17 protein-coding genes are annotated in these 19,387 nt (G+C 71.2%); 12 read left to right on the top strand and 5 right to left on the bottom strand.

Translation table 11 applies throughout. The features are described from left to right. Positions 1-38 precede the first annotated feature (38 nt). Positions 39-965, bottom strand: a complete 927-nt coding sequence (locus ADK67_RS01050; protein ID WP_053714421.1) for an alpha/beta hydrolase — start codon at positions 963-965, stop codon at positions 39-41. Between the two features lie 126 nt (positions 966-1,091). Between ADK67_RS01050 and ADK67_RS01045 the strand changes: the two genes are divergently transcribed. Next, positions 1,092-1,523, top strand: a complete 432-nt coding sequence (locus ADK67_RS01045; RefSeq protein ID WP_197289220.1) for a MarR family winged helix-turn-helix transcriptional regulator — start codon at positions 1,092-1,094, stop codon at positions 1,521-1,523. Here the strand turns inward: ADK67_RS01045 and ADK67_RS01040 are convergent. After that, positions 1,513-2,313 carry a MaoC/PaaZ C-terminal domain-containing protein gene (locus ADK67_RS01040; RefSeq protein ID WP_053714420.1) on the bottom strand — a complete coding sequence of 267 codons (801 nt, stop codon included), beginning with the start codon at positions 2,311-2,313 and terminating at the stop codon, positions 1,513-1,515. The two genes, ADK67_RS01045 and ADK67_RS01040, sit on opposite strands and share 11 nt — an antisense overlap. After that, complete coding sequence (locus ADK67_RS01035) at positions 2,313-3,638, bottom strand: 3-oxoacyl-ACP reductase (protein ID WP_053714419.1); 1,326 nt, start codon at positions 3,636-3,638, stop codon at positions 2,313-2,315. The genes ADK67_RS01040 and ADK67_RS01035 overlap by 1 nt, the downstream gene beginning before the upstream one ends. Before the next feature lie 128 nt (positions 3,639-3,766). Between ADK67_RS01035 and ADK67_RS01030 the strand changes: the two genes are divergently transcribed. Together ADK67_RS01030 and ADK67_RS01025 are read left to right on the top strand one after the other, a co-directional pair. Further along, positions 3,767-5,035: an acetyl-CoA C-acetyltransferase gene (locus ADK67_RS01030; RefSeq protein WP_053714674.1), complete on the top strand. Its 1,269-nt coding sequence runs from the start codon at positions 3,767-3,769 to the stop codon at positions 5,033-5,035. Between the two features lie 64 nt (positions 5,036-5,099). Continuing rightward, positions 5,100-6,230, top strand: a complete 1,131-nt coding sequence (locus ADK67_RS01025) for an OmpA family protein (RefSeq protein ID WP_082403125.1) — start codon at positions 5,100-5,102, stop codon at positions 6,228-6,230. Between the two features lie 79 nt (positions 6,231-6,309). Here the strand turns inward: ADK67_RS01025 and ADK67_RS01020 are convergent, their stop codons facing one another. After that, on the bottom strand, positions 6,310-6,933 hold the full coding sequence (locus ADK67_RS01020; RefSeq protein ID WP_053714417.1) for an SIMPL domain-containing protein: 624 nt from the start codon (positions 6,931-6,933) through the stop codon (positions 6,310-6,312). 122 nt (positions 6,934-7,055) lie between these two features. Between ADK67_RS01020 and ADK67_RS01015 the strand changes: the two genes are divergently transcribed. The 9 genes from ADK67_RS01015 to ADK67_RS00980 all read left to right on the top strand — a co-directional run bounded on the left by ADK67_RS01015 (position 7,056) and on the right by ADK67_RS00980 (position 17,277). Further along, positions 7,056-8,249 carry an ATP-binding protein gene (locus tag ADK67_RS01015; RefSeq protein WP_053714416.1) on the top strand — a complete coding sequence of 398 codons (1,194 nt, stop codon included), beginning with the start codon at positions 7,056-7,058 and terminating at the stop codon, positions 8,247-8,249. Positions 8,250-8,503: 254 nt separating this feature from the next. Continuing rightward, positions 8,504-8,650 (top strand): hypothetical protein, encoded by a 147-nt coding sequence (locus ADK67_RS52030; protein WP_170185182.1) that lies wholly within the window; start codon positions 8,504-8,506, stop codon positions 8,648-8,650. A gap of 424 nt (positions 8,651-9,074) precedes the next feature. Beyond that, positions 9,075-9,455, top strand: coding sequence for an NTP pyrophosphohydrolase (locus tag ADK67_RS01010; RefSeq protein WP_053714415.1), 381 nt, complete (start codon positions 9,075-9,077; stop codon positions 9,453-9,455). A 100-nt stretch (positions 9,456-9,555) separates the two neighbouring features. Beyond that, positions 9,556-11,010: a radical SAM protein gene (locus tag ADK67_RS01005; protein ID WP_053714414.1), complete on the top strand. Its 1,455-nt coding sequence runs from the start codon at positions 9,556-9,558 to the stop codon at positions 11,008-11,010. Positions 11,011-11,071: 61 nt separating this feature from the next. After that, complete coding sequence (locus tag ADK67_RS01000) at positions 11,072-12,907, top strand: NHL domain-containing thioredoxin family protein (RefSeq protein ID WP_053714673.1); 1,836 nt, start codon at positions 11,072-11,074, stop codon at positions 12,905-12,907. 36 nt (positions 12,908-12,943) lie between these two features. Beyond that, positions 12,944-13,237 (top strand): GroES family chaperonin, encoded by a 294-nt coding sequence (locus ADK67_RS00995; RefSeq protein WP_053714672.1) that lies wholly within the window; start codon positions 12,944-12,946, stop codon positions 13,235-13,237. A gap of 583 nt (positions 13,238-13,820) precedes the next feature. After that, positions 13,821-15,557: a VanW family protein gene (locus tag ADK67_RS00990; RefSeq protein WP_053714671.1), complete on the top strand. Its 1,737-nt coding sequence runs from the start codon at positions 13,821-13,823 to the stop codon at positions 15,555-15,557. Between the two features lie 57 nt (positions 15,558-15,614). Next, complete coding sequence (locus ADK67_RS00985) at positions 15,615-16,424, top strand: DUF1206 domain-containing protein (protein WP_231647959.1); 810 nt, start codon at positions 15,615-15,617, stop codon at positions 16,422-16,424. A gap of 76 nt (positions 16,425-16,500) precedes the next feature. Beyond that, positions 16,501-17,277 (top strand): tetratricopeptide repeat protein, encoded by a 777-nt coding sequence (locus ADK67_RS00980; RefSeq protein ID WP_053714413.1) that lies wholly within the window; start codon positions 16,501-16,503, stop codon positions 17,275-17,277. A 152-nt stretch (positions 17,278-17,429) separates the two neighbouring features. On the opposite strand, the gene ADK67_RS00975 is transcribed toward ADK67_RS00980, so the two are convergent. Beyond that, positions 17,430-19,268: an acyl-CoA dehydrogenase gene (locus ADK67_RS00975; RefSeq protein WP_053714669.1), complete on the bottom strand. Its 1,839-nt coding sequence runs from the start codon at positions 19,266-19,268 to the stop codon at positions 17,430-17,432. Positions 19,269-19,387: the final 119 nt, after the last annotated feature.

The raw sequence follows: 19,387 nt of genomic DNA, 5'->3' as shown, positions 1-19,387 counted from the left end.
AAGCCGGTGTGCCCGCACGCCGGCTTCGAGGGTGGGCGCTAGGCCAACGCGGCCTTGAGCACGGCCACCGCCTGGCTGATCGCGGCTTCGGCGGCGTGGGTCTCGCGCAGCGCGTTGAGCATCACGAAGTCGTGGATCACGCCCTGGTAGCGCACCGCGGTCACCGGCACGCCCGCCTCGCGCAGCTTGTTCGCGTACGCCTCGCCCTCGTCGCGCAGCACGTCGGCCTCGGCGGTGATCACCAACGCCGGCGGCAGGCCGGTGAGCTGCTCCACCGTCGCCCGCAGCGGTGACGCGGTGATCTCCGCGCGCTGCGCCTCGGACGTCGTGTACTGGTCCCAGAACCACTGCATCGCGTCCCGCCGCAGGAAGTAGCCCTCGGCGAACTCGTGGTACGACGCCGTGTCGAACGACGCGTCCGTCACCGGGTAGAACAGCACCTGCTGCGTGAACGCCACGTCGCCGCGCTCCTTGGCCAGCAGCGTCAGCGCCGCCGACATGTTCCCGCCGACCGAGTCGCCCGCCACGGCCAGGCGCGACGCGTCGAGCCCGCGCGCGGCGCCCTCGGCGACGATCCACCGCGCCACGGCGTAGCTCTCCTCCAGCGCCACGGGGTACCGCGCCTCGGGCGAGAGGCTGTAGTCGGGGAACACCACGGCCGCGCCCGCGCCGACGGCCAGCTCGCGCACCAGCCGGTCGTGCGTCTTCGCGTTGCCGAACACCCAGCCCGCGCCGTGGACGTAGAGCACGACGGGCAGCGTGCCGGTCGCGCCCGCGGGCCGGACGATCCGGACGGGCACCTCGCCGACGGTCACCCACTCCTCGTCGACCTCGGGCTTGAACACGTCGCCCGCCTGCACGCCGTCCACCGCCTGCCTGCCCTCGACCGGGCCGAGGTCGAACAGGTACGGCGGGGTGGCGGTCGCGGCGGCGAACTCGGCGGCGGCCGGTTCCAGGACGGTCATCTCGGGCTCCTCGGTGTCGTGCGGTCGAACCTGACAGCACGAAACATAGCCCGCGATTACATTGTGCACAATCTAAATGGGTGCAGGTGTATCGTGGTCTCGATCACAAGTGGAGGGACGACGGACATGCGGGACTTCAGCCTGGAGCTGGACGACCAGCTCTGCTTCGCGCTCTACGCGGCTTCGCGGGCCGTCACCGCGCGGTACCGGCCGCTGCTGGACGACCTCGGCCTGACCTACCCGCAGTACCTGGTGCTGCTGGTGCTGTGGGAACGCGGCCCGGTCCCGGTCAAGGACGTCGCCGCCGCGCTCCAGCTCGACTACGGCACGCTCTCCCCGCTGCTCAAGCGGCTGGAGGCGGCGGGCCTGATCCGCCGCGAACGCCGACCCGACGACGAGCGCTCGGTCCGGCTGGTGCTCACCGAGGCGGGCGACGAGCTGCGTGAACGCGCCAAGGACGTGCCGCCCGCGATGGGCGACGCGATGAACCTGGGCGAGGAGGACACCGCACGGCTGCGCGCCCTCCTGCGCACGTTGGCCGCCAACGTCAGCCGCTGATCACGCCCTCCAGGTGCGGCCGGCTCGACCACAGCGCGAACCGCCACCCGTCACCGGTGGGCGCGGACGAGAAGCCGACCTCGCCCGGCAGCAGGATCGGCGCCTTGAACCGCACGTCGACCTCGTACGCGTCGGGCAGCCGTCCTTCGAACGCGGCCACGCAGCGCGCCTTCGACCACATGCCGTGCGCGATGGCCCGGGGGAAGCCGAACGCCTTGGCGGCCAACGGGTGCAGGTGGATCGGGTTGCGGTCGCCCGACGCGTCCGCGTACCGCCGGCCGAGGTCGCGTGGTAGCCGCCACCGGGCCGTGGGAGCGGGCGGTTCGGCTCGCGGCGCCTGCTCCTTCGAGGCACCACCCTCCCGTCGCAGGTAAGTCGACACGTCGGCCCACACCTCTTCGCCGTCCACCGACACCGTGGTCACCACGTCGAACTGCCGCCCGCGCTCGTGCGGCCGCAGGTCCGCCAACGCCACGTGCAGCGACAGCGGCTCGGACACCCGCAACGGCCGGTGCTGCCGGATCCGGTTGGCCACGTGCACCAGGCCGGGCAGCGGGAACGGGAAGCCGGGCCCGGTCATCAGCCGGATCTGCGACGCGAACCCGAGCACGTGCGGGTACGTGATCGGCAGCTCGTCGCGCACGCCGAAGCCGCACACCTTGTTGTACCGGGCCAAGTGCTCGGGGTCGACGGTCACCTCGGCGTCCGAAGAGGACTGCGGCAGCGCGGTGCCGCGCCGGGTGAACCCGGTCAGCGCGGCCTTGGCGTAGAGCAGGGTCAGGTTCGCCATCACGCCCCCAGCAGGCTCTGCCCGCACACGCGCACGACGTTGCCGTTCACGCCGGCCGACGCCGGGTGCGCGAACCACGCGATCGCCTCGGCGACGTCCACCGGCAGGCCGCCCTGCGCCAGGCTGTTCATCCGCCGGCCCGCCTCGCGGATGACCAGCGGCACCGCGGCCGTCATCTTCGTCTCGATGAAGCCGGGCGCGACCGCGTTCACCGTGGCCCGGCCCGCGACCCGCCGCGACAGCGAGTCGACCATGCCGATCACGCCCGCCTTGGTGGTGGCGTAGTTGGTCTGGCCGACGTTCCCGGCGATGCCCGCGATGGACGACACGCCGACGACCCGCCCGTTCGGCCGCAGCGCGTCGGCGGCGAGCAGCGCCTCGTTGACCCGTTCCTGCGACGCCAGGTTCACCGCGACCACCGCGTCCCACCGGCCCGCGTCCATCCGCCCGAGCGTGCGGTCACGCGTGATGCCCGCGTTGTGCACGACGACGTCCACGCCGCCGTGCCGCTGGACGAGGTGCTCGACGATCCGCGCGGGCGCGTCCGGCGCGGTGATGTCGAGCTGCAGCGCGGTGCCGCCGACCCGGTTGGCCACCGCGGACAGCTCGTCGCCCTGCGCCGGCACGTCCAGGCACACCGCGGTCGCGCCGTCACGCCCCAGCACCTCGGCGATCGCCGCGCCGATGCCGCGTGCCGCGCCCGTGACCAGCGCGACCTTCCCGGCCAACGGCCGGTCCCAATCCGCGGGCGCCTCGACGTCGGCCGACCCGATCCGCACCACCTGCCCGGACACGTACGCCGACCGTCCCGACAGCAGGAACCGCACGGTCGACTCGATCGCGCCCTCGCCGCCAGGTTCGACGTACACCAGCTGGGCCGTGCCGCCGCGCTTGAGCTCCTTGCCGACGCTGCGCGTGAAACCTTCCAGCGCGCGCTGCGCGATCTGCGACTCGGCCTGCTCGGGCGGCGTGCCGAAGACGACCACCCGGCCGCACGGCCCGAGGGACCGGATCACCGGCTGGAAGAACTCGTGCAGCTCGCGCAGCCGCTCGACCGAGTCGATGCCGGACGCGTCGAACACCAGCGCGCCGTACCGCTCGTCGCGCGCGGCGCCGTCGTGGCCGGACGCCAGGTCGAGGCCCATGGACTTCACGACCGCGCTGACGGCGTCAACCAGCCGCCCGCCGCCACCGATCAGCACGGGCCCGTTCAGCGGTGGCTCGTCGGGCGAGTGGCGGCGCAACGGGTGAGGGTTGGGCAGACCGAGCTTGCCGACGACGAACCGCCCGAGGCCGGACCTGGCGAACGACTGGTAACGATCCATGCGGACATCACACTCCCTACTCGCTAGTAAGTCTACTGATGAGTAGGTAACATTGCCTCGTCCCGCCCACCGGCTACCCGCCCGACGGGCACCTGTCCCGGGTGCCCGTCCACCACCTGGAGGTCGACATGGCCCGAGTAGCGATCCTCGGCGGCAACCGCATCCCGTTCGCCCGGTCGAACGGCCCCTACGCCACCGCGTCGAACCAGGACATGCTCACCGCCACCCTGGACGGCCTGGTCAGCCGGTTCGGCCTGCAGGGCGAACGGCTCGGCGAGGTGGTCGCGGGCGCGGTGCTCAAGCACAGCCGCGACTTCAACCTGGTGCGCGAGGCCGTGCTGGGCAGCAGGCTGTCCGCCGAGACGCCCGGCTACGACGTGCAGCAGGCGTGCGGCACCGGCTTGCAGGCCGTGATCGCGGTCGCGAACAAGGTCGCGCTCGGGCAGATCGAGGTCGGCGTGGCCGGCGGCGTCGACACCACCAGCGACGCGCCGATCGGCGTGAACGAGGACCTGCGCGGCGTGCTGCTGGAGTTCAACCGGGCCCGGAGCGCGGGCGCGAAGCTCAAGGCGGCGCTGAAGCTGCGGCCCAAGCACGTGGTGCCGGACGTGCCGCGCAACGGCGAGCCGCGCACCGGCCTGTCGATGGGCGAGCACGCCGCGATCACCGCGCGCGAGTGGGGCATCGCGCGCGAGGACCAGGACGAGCTGGCCGCCGCCAGCCACCGCAACCTCGCCGCCGCGTACGACCGCGGGTTCTTCGACGACCTGGTCACGCCGTACCTGGGCCTGACCAGGGACCAGAACCTGCGGCCGGACTCGTCGGCGGAGAAGCTGGCGAAGCTCAAGCCGGTGTTCGGCCGCGGTGAGGGCGCGACCATGACGGCGGGCAACTCCACGCCGCTCAGCGACGGCGCGTCGACCGTGCTGCTGGCGTCGGAGGAGTGGGCGGCGGCGCGGAACCTGCCCGTGCAGGCCTACCTGACGTTCACCGAGACGGCGGCGGTCGACTACGTGCACGGCGGCGAGGGCCTGCTGATGGCGCCCGCGTACGCGGTGCCGCGGATGCTGGCGAGGGCCGGGCTGGCGTTGCCGGACTTCGACTTCTACGAGATCCACGAGGCGTTCGCGTCGCAGGTGCTGGCGACGTTGAAGGCGTGGGAGGACGCGGACTTCGCCAAGGGCAGGCTCGGGCTGGACGCGCCGCTCGGCCCGATCGACCGGTCGAAGCTCAACGTCGCCGGCTCGTCGCTGGCCGCCGGGCACCCGTTCGCCGCCACCGGCGCGCGGATCGTGGCCACGGCGGCGAAGCTCCTGGCCGAGCGCGGCTCGGGTCGCGCGCTGATCTCGATCTGCGCGGCGGGTGGCCAGGGTGTTACGGCGATCGTGGAGCGATAGGGCCGAAATTAGGCCGAACGGGTGTTATTGGTAACACAACGCGTTCTCATTCCGTTTCCAATGCATGAACCACTCACGGCTCTTCGCCGCAGTCGTGCTGGTGGCGGCGTCTTGTGCTGCCTGCGGGGAGACGCCCCGCGAAGCCACCACCGTGCGCATCGGGGTGACCGCGTCGGCCAACGAGCCCCGGGTCGAACTCACCAGGACCGTCGTCGACCGGCTGGCGGAGGCGGTCGACGGGGGCGCGACCAGGGTCGTCGTGTACCGGCAGGGTGAGCGTTCCGGCAGCGCGTACTCGGACGAGGACTTCACCATTCGAGACGGCAACGACATCGAGAGCGACGCGGCGCTGCGCGAGCTCGGCTTCGAGCAGAACATGACCCGGCTGGCCGGTCAGCTCAGCCAACTCGGCGGCACCAGCACCGACCTCGACCCGATGTCCGTGCTGGCGGACATGGCCTCGGCGGCGGGTCCGGCGGTCCTCGTGCTGCAGAGCAGCGGGTTGCAGACCACCGATCCGCTCGACCTGACGCGGCTCGGGCTGGACGTCGACGTCGCCGCCGTGGTGGCGTCGGTGCCGGACGACGCCCTGCCCGAGTTGACCGACAAGGACGTGATCTTCTCCGGGCTTGGCCAGGTGGTGGGCGACCAGCCGCAGCTGCCGCCGGGCGCGCGCGAGGCGCTGGTCCAGCTGTGGCTCGGGATCTGCGCGAAGTTCGGCGCGAAGAGCTGCACGCACGACACCGAGCCGGTGCCCGGTGGCGCGTCGATCGGCCGGGCCGACGTGCCGATCGTGGACATCGGCCAGGTCGTGCACCAGGACGCGTTGGTGCACCTGCCGAACTCGGTGCTGTTCAAGGCCGGGAGCGACGAGCTCGCACCGGGCGCGCGGGAAGCGCTGGCCGAGGTGGCGAAGAAGTTCGACGGCCGCACCACCGCGCGGGTCATCGCCCGCACGGCCACCTCGGCGTCGGAGGAGGCGGCGGTCGACCTGACCCGGCGGCGTGGCCAGCGGGTGGTGTCGACGCTGGTGGAGCTGGGCGTGAGCCGGGCGGCGTTCACCGAGGTGATCGGCGCGGGCTTCACCTCGCCGCTGGCCGTCGACCTCGACCGCGCCGGGGACCTGATCCCCGACGCCGCCGCCCGCAACCGCTCGGTCGCCGTCGAACTGGCCGAACCGAAATCGAGCAGCTGACCTCGCGTGTCCTACGTCCAGAACGCGCGTGTCCTACGTCCAGAACACGTGAGTTCAACGCTCAGAACGCGCCGGGGCGTCAGTCGAGGAGCGTCCACGCGGCCGTGCAGCGGACCGTGACCACGATCTGCTGCGCCTCCAGGTTGAGCTGGTCCATCTGCGGCGGCACGCCCGGCGCGCCGCCGTACCCGGCCGCCATCATCCGGTGCGACTCGGCGGCCCACGCCTCGGCGTCGCCGTCGGTCAGCCGGTGCAACGGTCCCAGCCGCGCGCCGAGGGCTTCGGCATAGCCCTCGGCGCGTCGGCGCGCGTCGCGCACGGCCTCCCGCTGCGCCTCGCGGACGGCGTCCACGTCGTCCTTGAGCTGCCACGTCGGCCCGTTCAGCCACGTCGGCTCGGCGGTCACGAGCGCGCCGAGCAGACCGTCGAGCCCGGCGACGTCGTCGATCCGCACCACGTAGTTCTGCGTGGCACGGCTGCCGGAACGGCGCTTGCCGTCCCAGTTGTCGTGCACGTTGAGCTGCCGCGACCGCACCTCGACGCCCGGCAGGCCCAGCGCGGGCTCCACGCCGGCGATCCGCGCGGTCAGCCGCTCCACCGCCTCGTTGCGCGTCGAACCCAGCGTCTCGAAGCTCACGTGCACCTCGGCGCGGTCGGCGGTCCGCTCGACCTTGCCGACGCCCTTCGTCACCACCTCAGCCATGGCACGACGCTACCGTTCATCCGACTTGATAGCGCTATATAGCTTCAGGCCTAGATTCACGAATACCGGACGACACGGCCGGAGTATTGGATCGGCCCTAGACACCTCGATACCGTCCGAGGATGGACCCGGTGCGCAACCCGTTCGCCCCCGGCGCGGGCCAGCGGCCGCCTGAGCTGGCCGGGCGCGACAAGGAGCTGAGCGCGTTCGAGGTCGTGCTCGAACGGGTGGCGCGCGGCCGGCCGGAACGCAGCCTCGTGCTCACCGGGCTGCGCGGCGTGGGCAAGACCGTGCTGCTCGGTGAGCTGCGCTCGATGGCGCTCAAGCGCGGCTGGGGCGCCGGGAAGATCGAGGCACGGCCCGAAGCAGGGCTGCGCCGCCCGCTGTCCGCCGCGCTGCACCGGGCGATCCGGGACCTGGCCGTGCGGCACCGCGCGCCGGACCGGGTGGAGTCGGTGCTCGGCGTGCTGAAGGCGTTCGCGCTGCGGGCCAACCCCGAGGACGCGAAGCTGCGCGACCGGTGGCAGCCGGGCATCGACGTGCCCGCGGCGGTCGGCCGGGCGGACTCCGGCGACATCGAGATCGACCTGGTGGAGCTGTTCACCGAGGTCGCGGAGCTGGCGCAGGACGTGGGCACGGGCGTCGCGCTGCTGATCGACGAGATGCAGGACGTGCCGGCGGACGACATCTCGGCGCTGTGCGCGGCGTGCCACGAGCTGTCGCAGTCGGGCGCGCCGCTGGTCGTGGTCGGCGCCGGGCTGCCGCACCTACCCGCCGTGCTGTCGGCGTCGAAGTCGTACTCGGAGCGGCTGTTCCGGTACGTGCGGATCGACCGGCTGTCGCGGGAGGACGCCGACCGCGCCGTGCTGGCGCCGGTGGACCGCGAGGAGGCGGGCATCGAGCCGGAGGCGCTGGACGCGCTGTTCGACGCCTCGGGCGGCTACCCGTACTTCATCCAGGCCTACGGCAAGGCGGCGTGGGACGCGGCGCCGGCCGACCCGATCACCGCGATGGACGTGTCGGTGGCCGCGCCGGAGGCGGACGCGGAGCTGGCGGTCGGGTTCTTCGGGTCGCGGTACGAGCGGGCGACGCCGGCTGAGCGGGAGTACCTGCGGGCGATGGCGGAGCTGACCGACGGCAAGGACGCGGGCGTGAACACCGCGCAGGTGGCCGACCACCTGGGACGCAAGCCGTCGTCGCTGTCGCCGGCCCGGGACAGCCTGATCAAGAAGGGGCTCGTGTACTCGGCCGAACGCGGGCAGATCGCGTTCACCGTGCCCCACTTCGGCCGGTTCCTGCTCGGCCGCGAGGACTGATCCACCCGTTGACCTGCGGTTGTCGGCCGGCTTCGGTCGCATTGGGTGATCTAGCGCGCACGCTAGAGAGTTGAGCGACGCGCATCCGGTCCAACGGGTGTACGCCAGGCGAATCGCCGGGGCCTACTGCGTGGCCGCCGATGATTCGTCGGCATGTGCGGCACCTCACCGGATAATCGGGTGCTTTCGCGGGCCGGAGGGTGCATACTTGAGGCACACACCGAGAAAGAACCTTTGAGAGGGATGAACCCCCGATGAACTTCACTGCGAAGCTCCGCGCTCGTCGTGTCGAGGCTCGCAACCGCAAGGCCGTCGCCCGTGCGATCGACATGGCGCCCACCCCCGCCATGCGCCACGAGCTGATGGCGATCGCCCAGGCTCAGGGGACCACCCTCCGCTGACGAGGGCCTTCCTCCGGCGCGCGTGACGACCACCCGATCGACACCGGGTGCGCGCCCCGTCGTCCGCGCTCTGGCGAAGGGGGAACGACGAAGCCCTGCCGCACCTCCCGCGCGGCAGGGCTTCGTCATATCAAAACGTGACTCCCGTCACACCCGATAGGGGATGTAACAGACCTCGATCGTGTATCGATGTTCCAGATGACCCCGCGGTGCTGTCGGACCCCCGACCTGGCAGCACCGCGGGGTTTCCCATGTCCGGCTACTTGGCCGTGGCCGAGCCGTTCCAGGTGTCGTCCGTCGTCCTGCGGGCGCGCCTGATCATCACAATGTCCCCCTGCGTGTTCATGTCTGTCCCCCAATGGACCACTCCATGGTGCCATCGGGGTACGACAGTGTCATGAGAGTTTGCTGAGAGCATGGGTCGATGACCCGCCCGCTCTTGGTCGTGGACGCGGCCAACGTCGTCGGCTCCGTCCCGGACGGCTGGTGGCGTGACCGCGCCGGCGCCGCCGCCCGCCTGCGCGACGACCTCGTCGAGGTGGCCGAGCACGGCCTGCCGGACCTCCCCGGCCCACTGGAAGTGGTCCTCGTGGTCGAGGGCAAGGCGCGGCACGTCGAGTCGGTGCCTGGCGTCCGCGTCGTGTCCGCCCCCGGCTCCGGCGACGACGCGATCGTGGACGTGGTCCGCGCCAACCCGCCGGACCGCCCGTGCACGGTCGTCACCGCCGACCGCGGCCTCCGCCACCGCGTCACCGCTCTGAACGCCGCCGTCCTCGGCCCCCGGACCGTCCGCCGCCCCGGCTAGCGGATTGACGGACACCTCCCGGGTGCGCTCTCATCATTTTCGGCACGCTGCACGCGAAATGCCGCCCGAGATCGAATGACTATCCCTCCGGGAGCAGTCCGTGATCCCTCAGCCGACGCAGCACCCGAAACTCGACCAGCGCCGTGGAATAAACCGCCCGCCGGAATCGCGGTTCGCCGCGGATTCGGCGGAATGGTCCCGGGAACTGCTGCGGCGCACGGACGACTGGATCGTCGACAGCGGCGTCGAACGGCTGCTGGCCCGCGAGTTCACCACCACGGACCCGCGCAACTGGCACTGGGTCGACGTGTACCCGAGGTGGCCTGCCGAGCCCGACTCGGCGCCGACGCGGATGCTGGCGGACTGGCGTTCCCGCGAGTGGAAGCGGATCGAATTCCTCTATCTGCACCTGCCGTACTGCGCCCAGCGCTGCCACTTCTGCTACTACTTCGTCTCCACCGACACGAGCCGGTCCGGTGAATACCTGCCCGCGTTGCGGGAAGAAGTGCGGACCTTTCTTTCCGAGCTGCCCGCCGACGCCACCGCGGGCGACCTGTTCTTCGGTGGCGGCACACCGTCGATGATGGCGGTGGACGACCTCCGCGTCCTCTACGACGAGGTGTACGAGCACATCGCCCAGGACCGCATCGGCATGGTCACGCTGGAGCTGCACCCCCGCACCATGCGCAAGGACATCCACCGCCTGGCCGAGTCCGGGCACGTCCGGCGGGTGAGCGCGGGCGTGCAGAGCTTCAGCCGCCCGGTGCTGGAGGCCAACGGCCGGATCTACGTCGACCCGGACCGCATCCGGAAGGTCTGCACGCGGTTCCTGGACGCGGGCGTCGAGCACATCGGCCTGGACTTCATGGTCGGCCTGCACACCCAGACCGCCGACGACGTGCTGACCGACGTGCGGCACATCCACGCGCTGGCCCAGGAGGGCCTGATCGACTCGGTGAGCGTCTACCCGCGCAGCTTCACCGAGGTCTGGGGCCCGTTCTCCGGCGAGGTGGTCGACGAGGCCGTGCTGGCCGAGAAGTTCCGCTGCCACCTGCTGTACCGGCACTTCTTCGCCGGGCTGGGCTGGCAGGAGGGCCCGATGTACCTGTTCACGGCGCCGACGTTCAGCGCCAACGTGCCCAGCGCCCTGGTGGACGCCGCCGCGACCGCCCAGTCGCTCGCGTTCGGCAACAGCGCCCGTTCCAGCTTCGCCGACACGCAGTACCTCAACCGCCGCGACCCGGACGACTACCTCGAAGCGGTCGGGGAGCACGGCGGCGCCACGTTCGCCCACGTCCCGTTCACCCGCGCCGTCCGCAACCGCAGGCACCTGCACTTCGGCGTCAAGCGCGGCCACTTCGACGAGGCCGACTTCCCGGTCGAGCCGACCGCCGCCGAGCGGGCGCGCCTGGACGACGTCACGGGTGACCTGGTCGAACGCGAGCTCGTCGTCCGGGACGGCACCAGGGTCGAGCTCACCCAGCTCGGCATGCTCCTGGTCGAACTCGTCCACCAGGAGTACGACCGGACGTTCCCGGAGCCCGCGACCACGTGACCCCCGGTCCCAATCGGTGGACCGGGAAATAGGCCGTCCGCGAGTCGTGTTGGATCGGGGCGTGACGACCGCACAACGACGCCGCGCCCGTGTCCGCGCCCCCGAACTGGTGGGCCGCCGGTGGCTCAACACGGGTGGGCGGGACATCAAGCTGGCCGACTTGCGCGGCAAGGTGGTGCTGCTCGACTTCTGGACGTTCTGCTGCATCAACTGCCTGCACGTCCTCGACGAGCTGCGGCCGCTCGAAGCCGAGTTCGCCGACGTCCTGGTCACCGTCGGCGTGCACTCGCCCAAGTTCGTCCACGAGGCGGAGCCCGCGGCGATCGAGGCGGCCGTCGAGCGGTACGAGGTGGAGCACCCCGTGCTGGACGACCCGGAGCTGACCACGTGGCAGGCCTACGCGGTGAAGGCGTGGCCCACGCTCGTCCTGGTGGACCCCGAGGGCTACGTCGTGCACGTCGCCTCCGGCGAGGGCCACCTGGACGCGCTGCGCCAGATCGTGTCCGAGGTCGTCGCCGAGCACGAGGCCAAGGGCACCCTGCACCGCGGCGACGGCCCGTACGTCGCGCCGCCGCCCCGCGAGACCGAACTCCGCTTCCCCGCGAAAGCCGTCCTGACCAGGGACAACACCCTGCTGGTCAGCGATTCCGCGCACCACGGCCTGGTCGAGCTCGAACCCGATGGCGAGACCGTGATCAGGCGCATCGGCACCGGTGAGCGCGGTCGCCGCGACGGCCTCGAACCCACCTTCTCCGAACCGGCGGGCATCGCGCTGCTGCCCGACGACGTCGCCGCCGAGGTCGGCTACCACGCGGTCGTCGCCGACACGGTCAACCACCTCCTGCGCGGCGTCGACCTCGTCACCGGCGAGGTCACCACCGTCGCGGGCACCGGCGAGCAGTGGCGCGACGGCGACACCGACGGCCCGGCCGACGCGATCGACCTCACCAGCCCGTGGGACGTCGCGTGGTGGGAGCCCGCGGGCGGCGTGGCCATCGCGATGGCGGGCAACCACACGCTCGGCCTGTTCAAGCCGCGGGAACGCCGCGTCGAACGCCTCGCCGGCACCACGGTCGAAGGCCTGCACGACGGCCCGGCGGCGGAGGCGTTCTTCGCCCAGACCTCGGGCCTGGCCGCCGACGGCGACCGGCTCTGGCTGGTCGACTCGGAGACCTCCGCGCTGCGCTGGCTGGACGCCGACCGCACCGTGCACACCGCCATCGGCAAGGGCCTGTTCGACTTCGGCCACCGCGACGGCCAGGCCGACCAGGCGCTGCTCCAGCACCCGCTCGGCGTCACCGTGCTGCCCGGCGGCCAGGTCGCCATCGCCGACACCTACAACGGCGCCGTCCGCCGCTACGACCCGTCGACCGGCGAGGTGTCCACCCTGGCGACGGACGTCGCCGAGCCGTCCGACGCGGTCCTGGTCGACGGCGAGCTGGTCGTCGTCGCCTCCGCCGCGCACCGCCTGGAACGCCCGGTCGCGCCCGGCGCGAAGCTGGTCAGCGGCGACGCCCACCAGGTGCGCAGGCCGCCGACGGTGATCGCCTCGGGCGAGGTCGAGGTCGCCGTCGTGTTCACCCCGCCCACCGGCCAGAAGCTGGACGACCGGTACGGCCCGTCCACCCGGCTGGAGATCACCAGCTCGCCGCCCGGGCTGCTGGAGGAGGGCGCGGGCGTCGGCACGGACCTGGTCCGCGTCCTGCGCGTGGCGGAGGGGTTCACCGAAGGCGTCCTGCACGTCGTCGCCCAGGCCGCGAGCTGCACGGACGACCCGAGCGTCGAGCACCCCGTGTGCAAACTGGCCCGCCAGGACTGGGGCGTGCCCATCCGCGTGGTAAAGGACGGGCCGCGACGGCTACCCCTGATGATGGGTGGCCTCGACGACGGCATCTAGACTCTGCCGGTGCCCGATGTCAAGCTCGAGATCCAGATGCTGCACGACCGCGTGATGGTGCGGATCTCGCCGGAGGACGGCGAACGCCGCAGCAGCGGTGGCATCGTGATCCCGGCGACCGCGCAGATGGCGAAGCGCCTGGCCTGGGGAGATGTGCTCGGGGTCGGCACGAACGTCCGGCACGTCAAGGTCGGCGACCGGGTGCTGTTCAACCCGGAGGACCAGTTCGAGGTCGAGGTGCAGGGCGGCACCTACCTCGTCATGAGGGAACGGGACGTGCACGCGACCGCGACCGAGCGGACGGACCACGGGACCGGGCTTTACCTGTGACCAGTGCGGTGAGACCTGTGAGCCACCCGAAACGTGATCGACGTGTGACGGCGTTCGGGTAAGCAGTCCCAGGACCTTGCGAGTGGCAAGAGGGGGAGCGGTGCCGGAGAACCAGCGACCGGAGTACGACGCTGAGCGGACCAAGGCCATGGAGCCGGTCCGCCCGTCGCGCACCGCCTCTGAGCGGACCAACGGGAGCGCGCCGCCGGAGGCCGCGTGGCCGCAGGAGGAGCCGGACACGGAGCCGGACCCCTCGGCCACCGTCCGTAACGTGACCCCACCGTTGGCCGGCCACGACAACGCGACGGCCCCGCCGAGCGTCTCTCACAACGTGACGCAGCAGCACCCGACGCGCAACGCGCAGCACAACCCGCCGAGGGGCGCGGACGCCACCCAGGCCATCACGCCGTCCGGTGACCCGACGCGCGCCCTCACCCCGCCGGCCTCCGCCGAGCGGACCCAGATGATCAACACGCCGCCCGGTGGCTTCGGCAGGCCGTCGCCGTCGGAGGCCACCACGGTGTTCTCCGCGCCGGTGCCGCCGCCCGAGTCCGAGCCGGAGGCCACCGTCTACGGCCCCGTGATGGTGGACGGCGACACCGCGGCCGACGAGGCCGAAGCCCGCCGCAAGCGCCTGCGCAAGGGCGGCCTGATCGCCGCCGCCGTGCTCGGCGTGCTGGTCGTCCTCTACGGGCTGGACCTGGTCGTCTCGGGCGGCAACGTGCCGCGCGGCGTGACCGTGGCCGGTGTGAACGTCGGCGGCATGAGCCACCCCGAGGCCGAGCAGAAGCTGCGCGACGAGATCGGCCCCCGCCTGGCCGCGCCGGTGAAGGCGCGCGCGGGCGACGTCGACACCGCGGTCGACCCCAAGGCCGCCGGCCTGGAGCTGGACTGGACCGCGACGCTGGACCGCGCGGGCAGCCAGCCGCTGTCCCCGATCACCCGCGTCACCTCGTTCTTCACCTCCCGCGAGGTCGGCTTCGACACGCGCAGCGACGCGGGCAAGCTGGCCGCCGCGCTGGAGGCGCTGCGCGCCGAGACCGACCACGAGCCCGCCGAGGGCGGCATCCGCTTCGAGGGCGCCACCCCGATCGCGGTCGACCCGAAGCAGGGCCAGAAGCTGGACGTGGCCGGCGCGTCGGAGCAGCTGCTCGCGAACTGGGCCGACGGCGGCACGGTCGAGCTGCCGGTGGCCACCACCCCGGTCAAGACGACCAAGGAAGGCGTGGCGAAGGCGCTGGCCGAGGTCGCCAAGCCCGCCACCGCCGCGCCGCTGATCATCCAGGGCGAGGGCAAGGACGCGACGCTCACGCCCGAGATGCTCGCCACCGTGCTGGTGTTCGAGCCGGCCGACGACGGCGGCCTGACCGCGAAGGTCGACAACGCCAAGGTCGTCGAGCACGCCGGTCCGCAGCTGAAGGACACCGAGAAGGAGGGCAAGGACGCCCAGATCGTGTTCGAGGGCGGCCGGCCGGTCGTGAAGGAGTCGGTCGACGGCCTCGGCATCGACTGGGAGAAGTCCCTGACCACGGTGCTCGACGTGCTCAAGCGCGACAACGAGCGCGCGATCAAGGCCGAGTACAAGCACACGCCCGCGAAGGTGACCACCGAGCAGGCGAACAAGATGGGCATCAAGGAGGTCATCGGCGAGTTCCAGACCGGTGGCTTCGTGGCCGCGTCCGGCACCAACATCCGGGTCGTCGCCGAGAAGGTCAACGGCGCGATCGTGAAGCCGGGCGAGACGTTCAGCCTCAACGGCCACACCGGTCCGCGCGGCACCGCGCAGGGCTACGTCGAGGCGGGCATCATCGAGAACGGCGTGCCCGGCAAGGCGGTCGGCGGCGGCATCTCGCAGTTCGCCACCACGCTCTACAACGCGGCCTACCACGCGGGCATGAAGGACGCGGGCCACAAGGAGCACAGCTACTGGATCTCGCGGTACCCGAAGGGGCGCGAGGCCACGGTGTTCATGGACGGCGCGGGCAACAGCCTGATCGACATCAAGTTCACCAACCCGGACGACACCGGGGTGGCGATCCAGACGATCTGGACCCCGTCGTCGATCAAGATCGTGCTGTGGGGCACCAAGAACTACGACGTGTCCGGTTCGACCAGCGCCGAGTTCAACCACACGCAGCCGCAGGAGCGCAAGGTCGACAAGCCGGACTGCCAGCCGAGCGCGGGCGCGCCGGGCTTCTCGGTGACCGACACGCGCACCATCGTCGACCGCCGCACCGGCCAGTCGCGCCAGGAGAGCCGCACCGTCCGGTACGACCCGCAGTTCAAGATCGTCTGCGAGCCGCCGAAGCCGGGCGGCTGACGGGCCCGGGTTCGCGCCTGAGGTTGGTGGTGGTCACGGCGGGGTAATCACCCGATCGTGGCTACCACTGGGCAAGAGGTGCGAAGACATCCCGCCGTGCAGGTCCTCGGGCGCGCCGGGATGGTGTGCTACGGGCTCGTCCACGTGCTCCTGGCGGCGTTGACGGCGCAGGTGGTCCTCGGTGACACCGGGGAGAAGACGGACCAGAAGGGCGCGGTCTCGGCGCTGGCCCAGACCGCGATCGGGCCGGTCCTGCTGTGGGTGCTGGCGATCGGCCTGTTCGCGTTCGCGGTGTGGCAGCTGGCCATGGCCGCGTCCGGCTACGGGTGGGTGACGAAGAAGCGCAAGCGCCTGTACCGCCGGTGCGGCTCGGTCGGCCGTGCGATCACCGGCACCGTGATCGGGATCGCGGCGGTCGGCTACGCGACCGGCTCGTCGCAGAGCAGCTCCACCGAGCAGTCCCAGACGTGGACGGCACGCGTGCTGGCGCTGCCGTTCGGGCAGGTGCTGGTGGGCGCGGTGGCGTTGTTCGTGCTGGGGCTCGGGGTGGCGGTGGCGCGCAAGGGCGTGAAGAAGTCGTTCGAGGACGACCTGAACATGTCCGACCTGCCCGCCGGCAGCCGGGTGTGGGTGGAGAAGCTCGGCCGGATCGGCTGGATCGGCAAGGGCGCGGCGTACTTCCTGATCGGCGTGCTGGTCGCGTTCGCCGCGGTCAACGCCGACCCGGAGGAGTCGGGCGGCATGGACAAGGCGCTGCACACGCTGGCCGCCCAGCCGTACGGCGTCTTCGCGCTGGCGATCATCGCGGTCGGCTTCCTGGGCTTCGGCGCCTACTGCTTCGCCGCCGCGAAGGCGCACAAGGGCTGACCGCGGTTCCCACCTTCAGGTGGAAAGCCGCAATAGTGCGATTCGACCGCGTTCAATCGGCGGGACCATCGACGTCGTGCCAGACAGCGGCAAGAAGATCGACCAGGTAGCTCACGCCTCCGAGAGCAGCTACGCCATCCTAGCCGGGCGCGATGTCTTCCTGGGCCCTCCTCCCCGGCACGATCCCCCGGGGCACGGGGCCGCCGACGACGACGACCCGGACTCCCTCGCCCGCCGTGCCGCCGAAGCCCGCGCGATCGGCATGGCCGGGAATCCGGGGCTCGCGCGTGAGCTGTACGGCCGGATGCTGCCCGCCTACCAACGGGTGATGGGGCACGATCACCTCGCCACGTTGGACATCATGGCGCGGCTGGGCTACTGGGCTGATCACGTCGGCGACTTCCGCACGTCTCGCCTCCTGTACGAGGAGTTGTACGGCAAGCGCGTCCGGGTCCAGGGCGAGGGCCACCAGGACACCTTGGACACGTTGGGAGACCTGGCGGAGGCGACGGGGTATGCCGGGGACCCCGCGTCCGCGTGCCGGCACTACGAGCGGTTGGTGGGTGTCCGCGCCAGCGTGCTGGGCTGGACGCACGACGAAACGCATTACACGATGGGGCGGCTGGCCGAGTGGCTCGGGGCGACGGGTCGGGCCGAGCACGCTCGCGACATGTTCGCCGGGCTGCTGGGCTCATTGCCCCCGACGCCCGCGAACCAGCGGACTTCGCAGTTCGCGCACGAGTCGCTCGTCCACTGGCGGGAGCGGGTGAAGTACGAGCGGAAGTTCCAGCACAAGGACATGCGCGGCTGGAGCGAGGACGCCCGTCGGCGTTGGCGCGACGGCATCTCGTGACCGTGCCCGGAACAGCCGGAGGGCGGCACCCACACGTTCGGGGTGCCGCCCTCCAGCCGCTGTCAGCCCAAGCCCTCGCAGGCGTCCCCTCCCAGGGGAACCCTTGATTTATTCTCCCAGAAGGGTCTGACAATTCCGGGTGGTCGCCCGGGTCAGAACGAGGCCTCGTCCACGTCCATCAGGGCGTTGTCGGTGGCCTCGGCGATCTTGCGGCGGGCGGTGAGCTCCGGCAGCACGGACTTCGCGAAGAACGACGCCACCGCGACCTTGCCCTCGTAGAACGCCTTGTCCTTGGCAGAGACCTGACCGTCGAGCTTGGCCAGCGCCACGTCGGCCTGGCGCAGCAGCAGCCAGCCGACGAGCACGTCGCCCGCCGTCATCAGGAGCCGCACGGTGTTCTGGCCGACCTTGTACAGGTTGCGGACGTCCTCCTGGGAGCTGGTCAGGAAGCCGACCATCGCGCCGAGCATGCCCTGGAGGTCTTCGAGCGCCCGCTTGAGCAGCGCCCGCTCCTCCTTCAGCCTGCCGTTGCCGCCCTCGTTGTCCAGGAAGCCCTGGATCTCGCCGTTGAGGAAGCCCAGCGCCTGGCCCTTGTCCCGGATGATCTTGCGGAAGAAGAAGTCCAGCGACTGGATCGCGGTGGTGCCCTCGTACAGCGAGTCGATCTTCGAGTCGCGGATGTACTGCTCGATCGGGTACTCCTGCAGGAAGCCCGAGCCGCCGAGCGTCTGCAGCGACTGCGCCAGCTGCTCGTACGCGCGCTCCGAGCCGACGCCCTTGACGATCGGCAGCAGCAGGTCGTTGACCTTCTCCGCCAGCTCCTTGTCCGGGCCGCCCAGGGCGATCTTGTCCTGCTGCGTCGCGGTGTACAGGTAGACCGCGCGCAGGCCCTCGGCGTACGCCTTCTGCAGCATCAGGCTGCGGCGCACGTCGGGGTGGTGGGTGATGGTGACGCGCGGCGCGGTCTTGTCCGTCATCCGGGTCAGGTCGGCGCTCTGGACCCGCTCCTTGGCGTAGGCCAGGGCGTTGAGGTAGCCGGTCGACAGGGTGCCGATGGCCTTCGTGCCGACCATCATCCGGGCGTACTCGATGACCTGGAACATCTGCGCGATGCCGTCGTGCACCTCGCCGAGCAGCCAGCCCTTGGCCGGGACGCCGTGCTGGCCGAACGTCAGCTCGCACGTGGTCGAGACCTTGAGGCCCATCTTGTGCTCGACGTTGGTGACGAAGGCGCCGTTGCGCTCGCCGGTCGACTCACCGGTCTCCGGGTCGAAGTGCCACTTCGGCACGAGGAACAGCGACAGGCCCTTGGTGCCTGGCCTCGCCTCGATGCCGGGGCCCTCGGGACGGGCCAGCACCAGGTGCATGATGTTCTCGGTCATGTCTTGGTCGGCGGAGGTGATGAACCGCTTCACGCCGTCGATGTGCCAGGTGCCGTCGTCCTGGAGGGTGGCCTTGGTGCGGCCCGCGCCCACGTCGGAGCCGGCGTCCGGCTCGGTCAGCACCATGGTGGCGCCCCAGCCGCGCTCGATCATCAGCTCGGCCCAGCGCTTCTGCTGCTCGGTGCCGTTCTGGTGGACGACCGAGGCGAAGTTCGGGCCGGCCAGGTACATGTAGACGGCCGGGTTGGCGCCCAGGATCAGCTCGGAGGCCGCCCACTGGACCGACGGCGGGATGCCGAAGCCGCCCAGCTCGTTCGGCAGCGACAGGCGGAACCACTCGCCGTCCCACAGTGCCTGGTACGACTTCTTGAACGATTCCGGCAGCGTGGCCGAGTGGGTCTTCGGGTCGAAGACCGGCGGGTTGCGGTCGGCGTCGGCGAAGGACTCCGCCAGCGGGCCGACCGCCAGGTTGTTGAGCTCGGCAAGCACGCCGCGCGCGGTGTCCTCGTCGGACTGCTCGAACGGCCCCGTGCCGAGGTGGTCCTGCACGTTGAAGACCTCGAACAGGTTGAACTCGAGGTCCCGGACGTTGCTCTTGTAGTGACCCATCTCGTCGCTCACTCCATGCTGGTCGGGGCGGTCCCCCTACTGACCGGTAACAACAGGGTATTACCTGTCAGTAACCTCGGCAAGGCCGACCAACGGGTTGTGGCGAATCAGACGCGCCT

The sequence above is a fragment of the Saccharothrix sp. NRRL B-16348 genome (assembly GCF_001280085.1).
In the GTDB taxonomy this organism is placed as follows: domain Bacteria; phylum Actinomycetota; class Actinomycetes; order Mycobacteriales; family Pseudonocardiaceae; genus Actinosynnema.
This window is presented reverse-complemented; position numbering and strand designations above follow the sequence as displayed.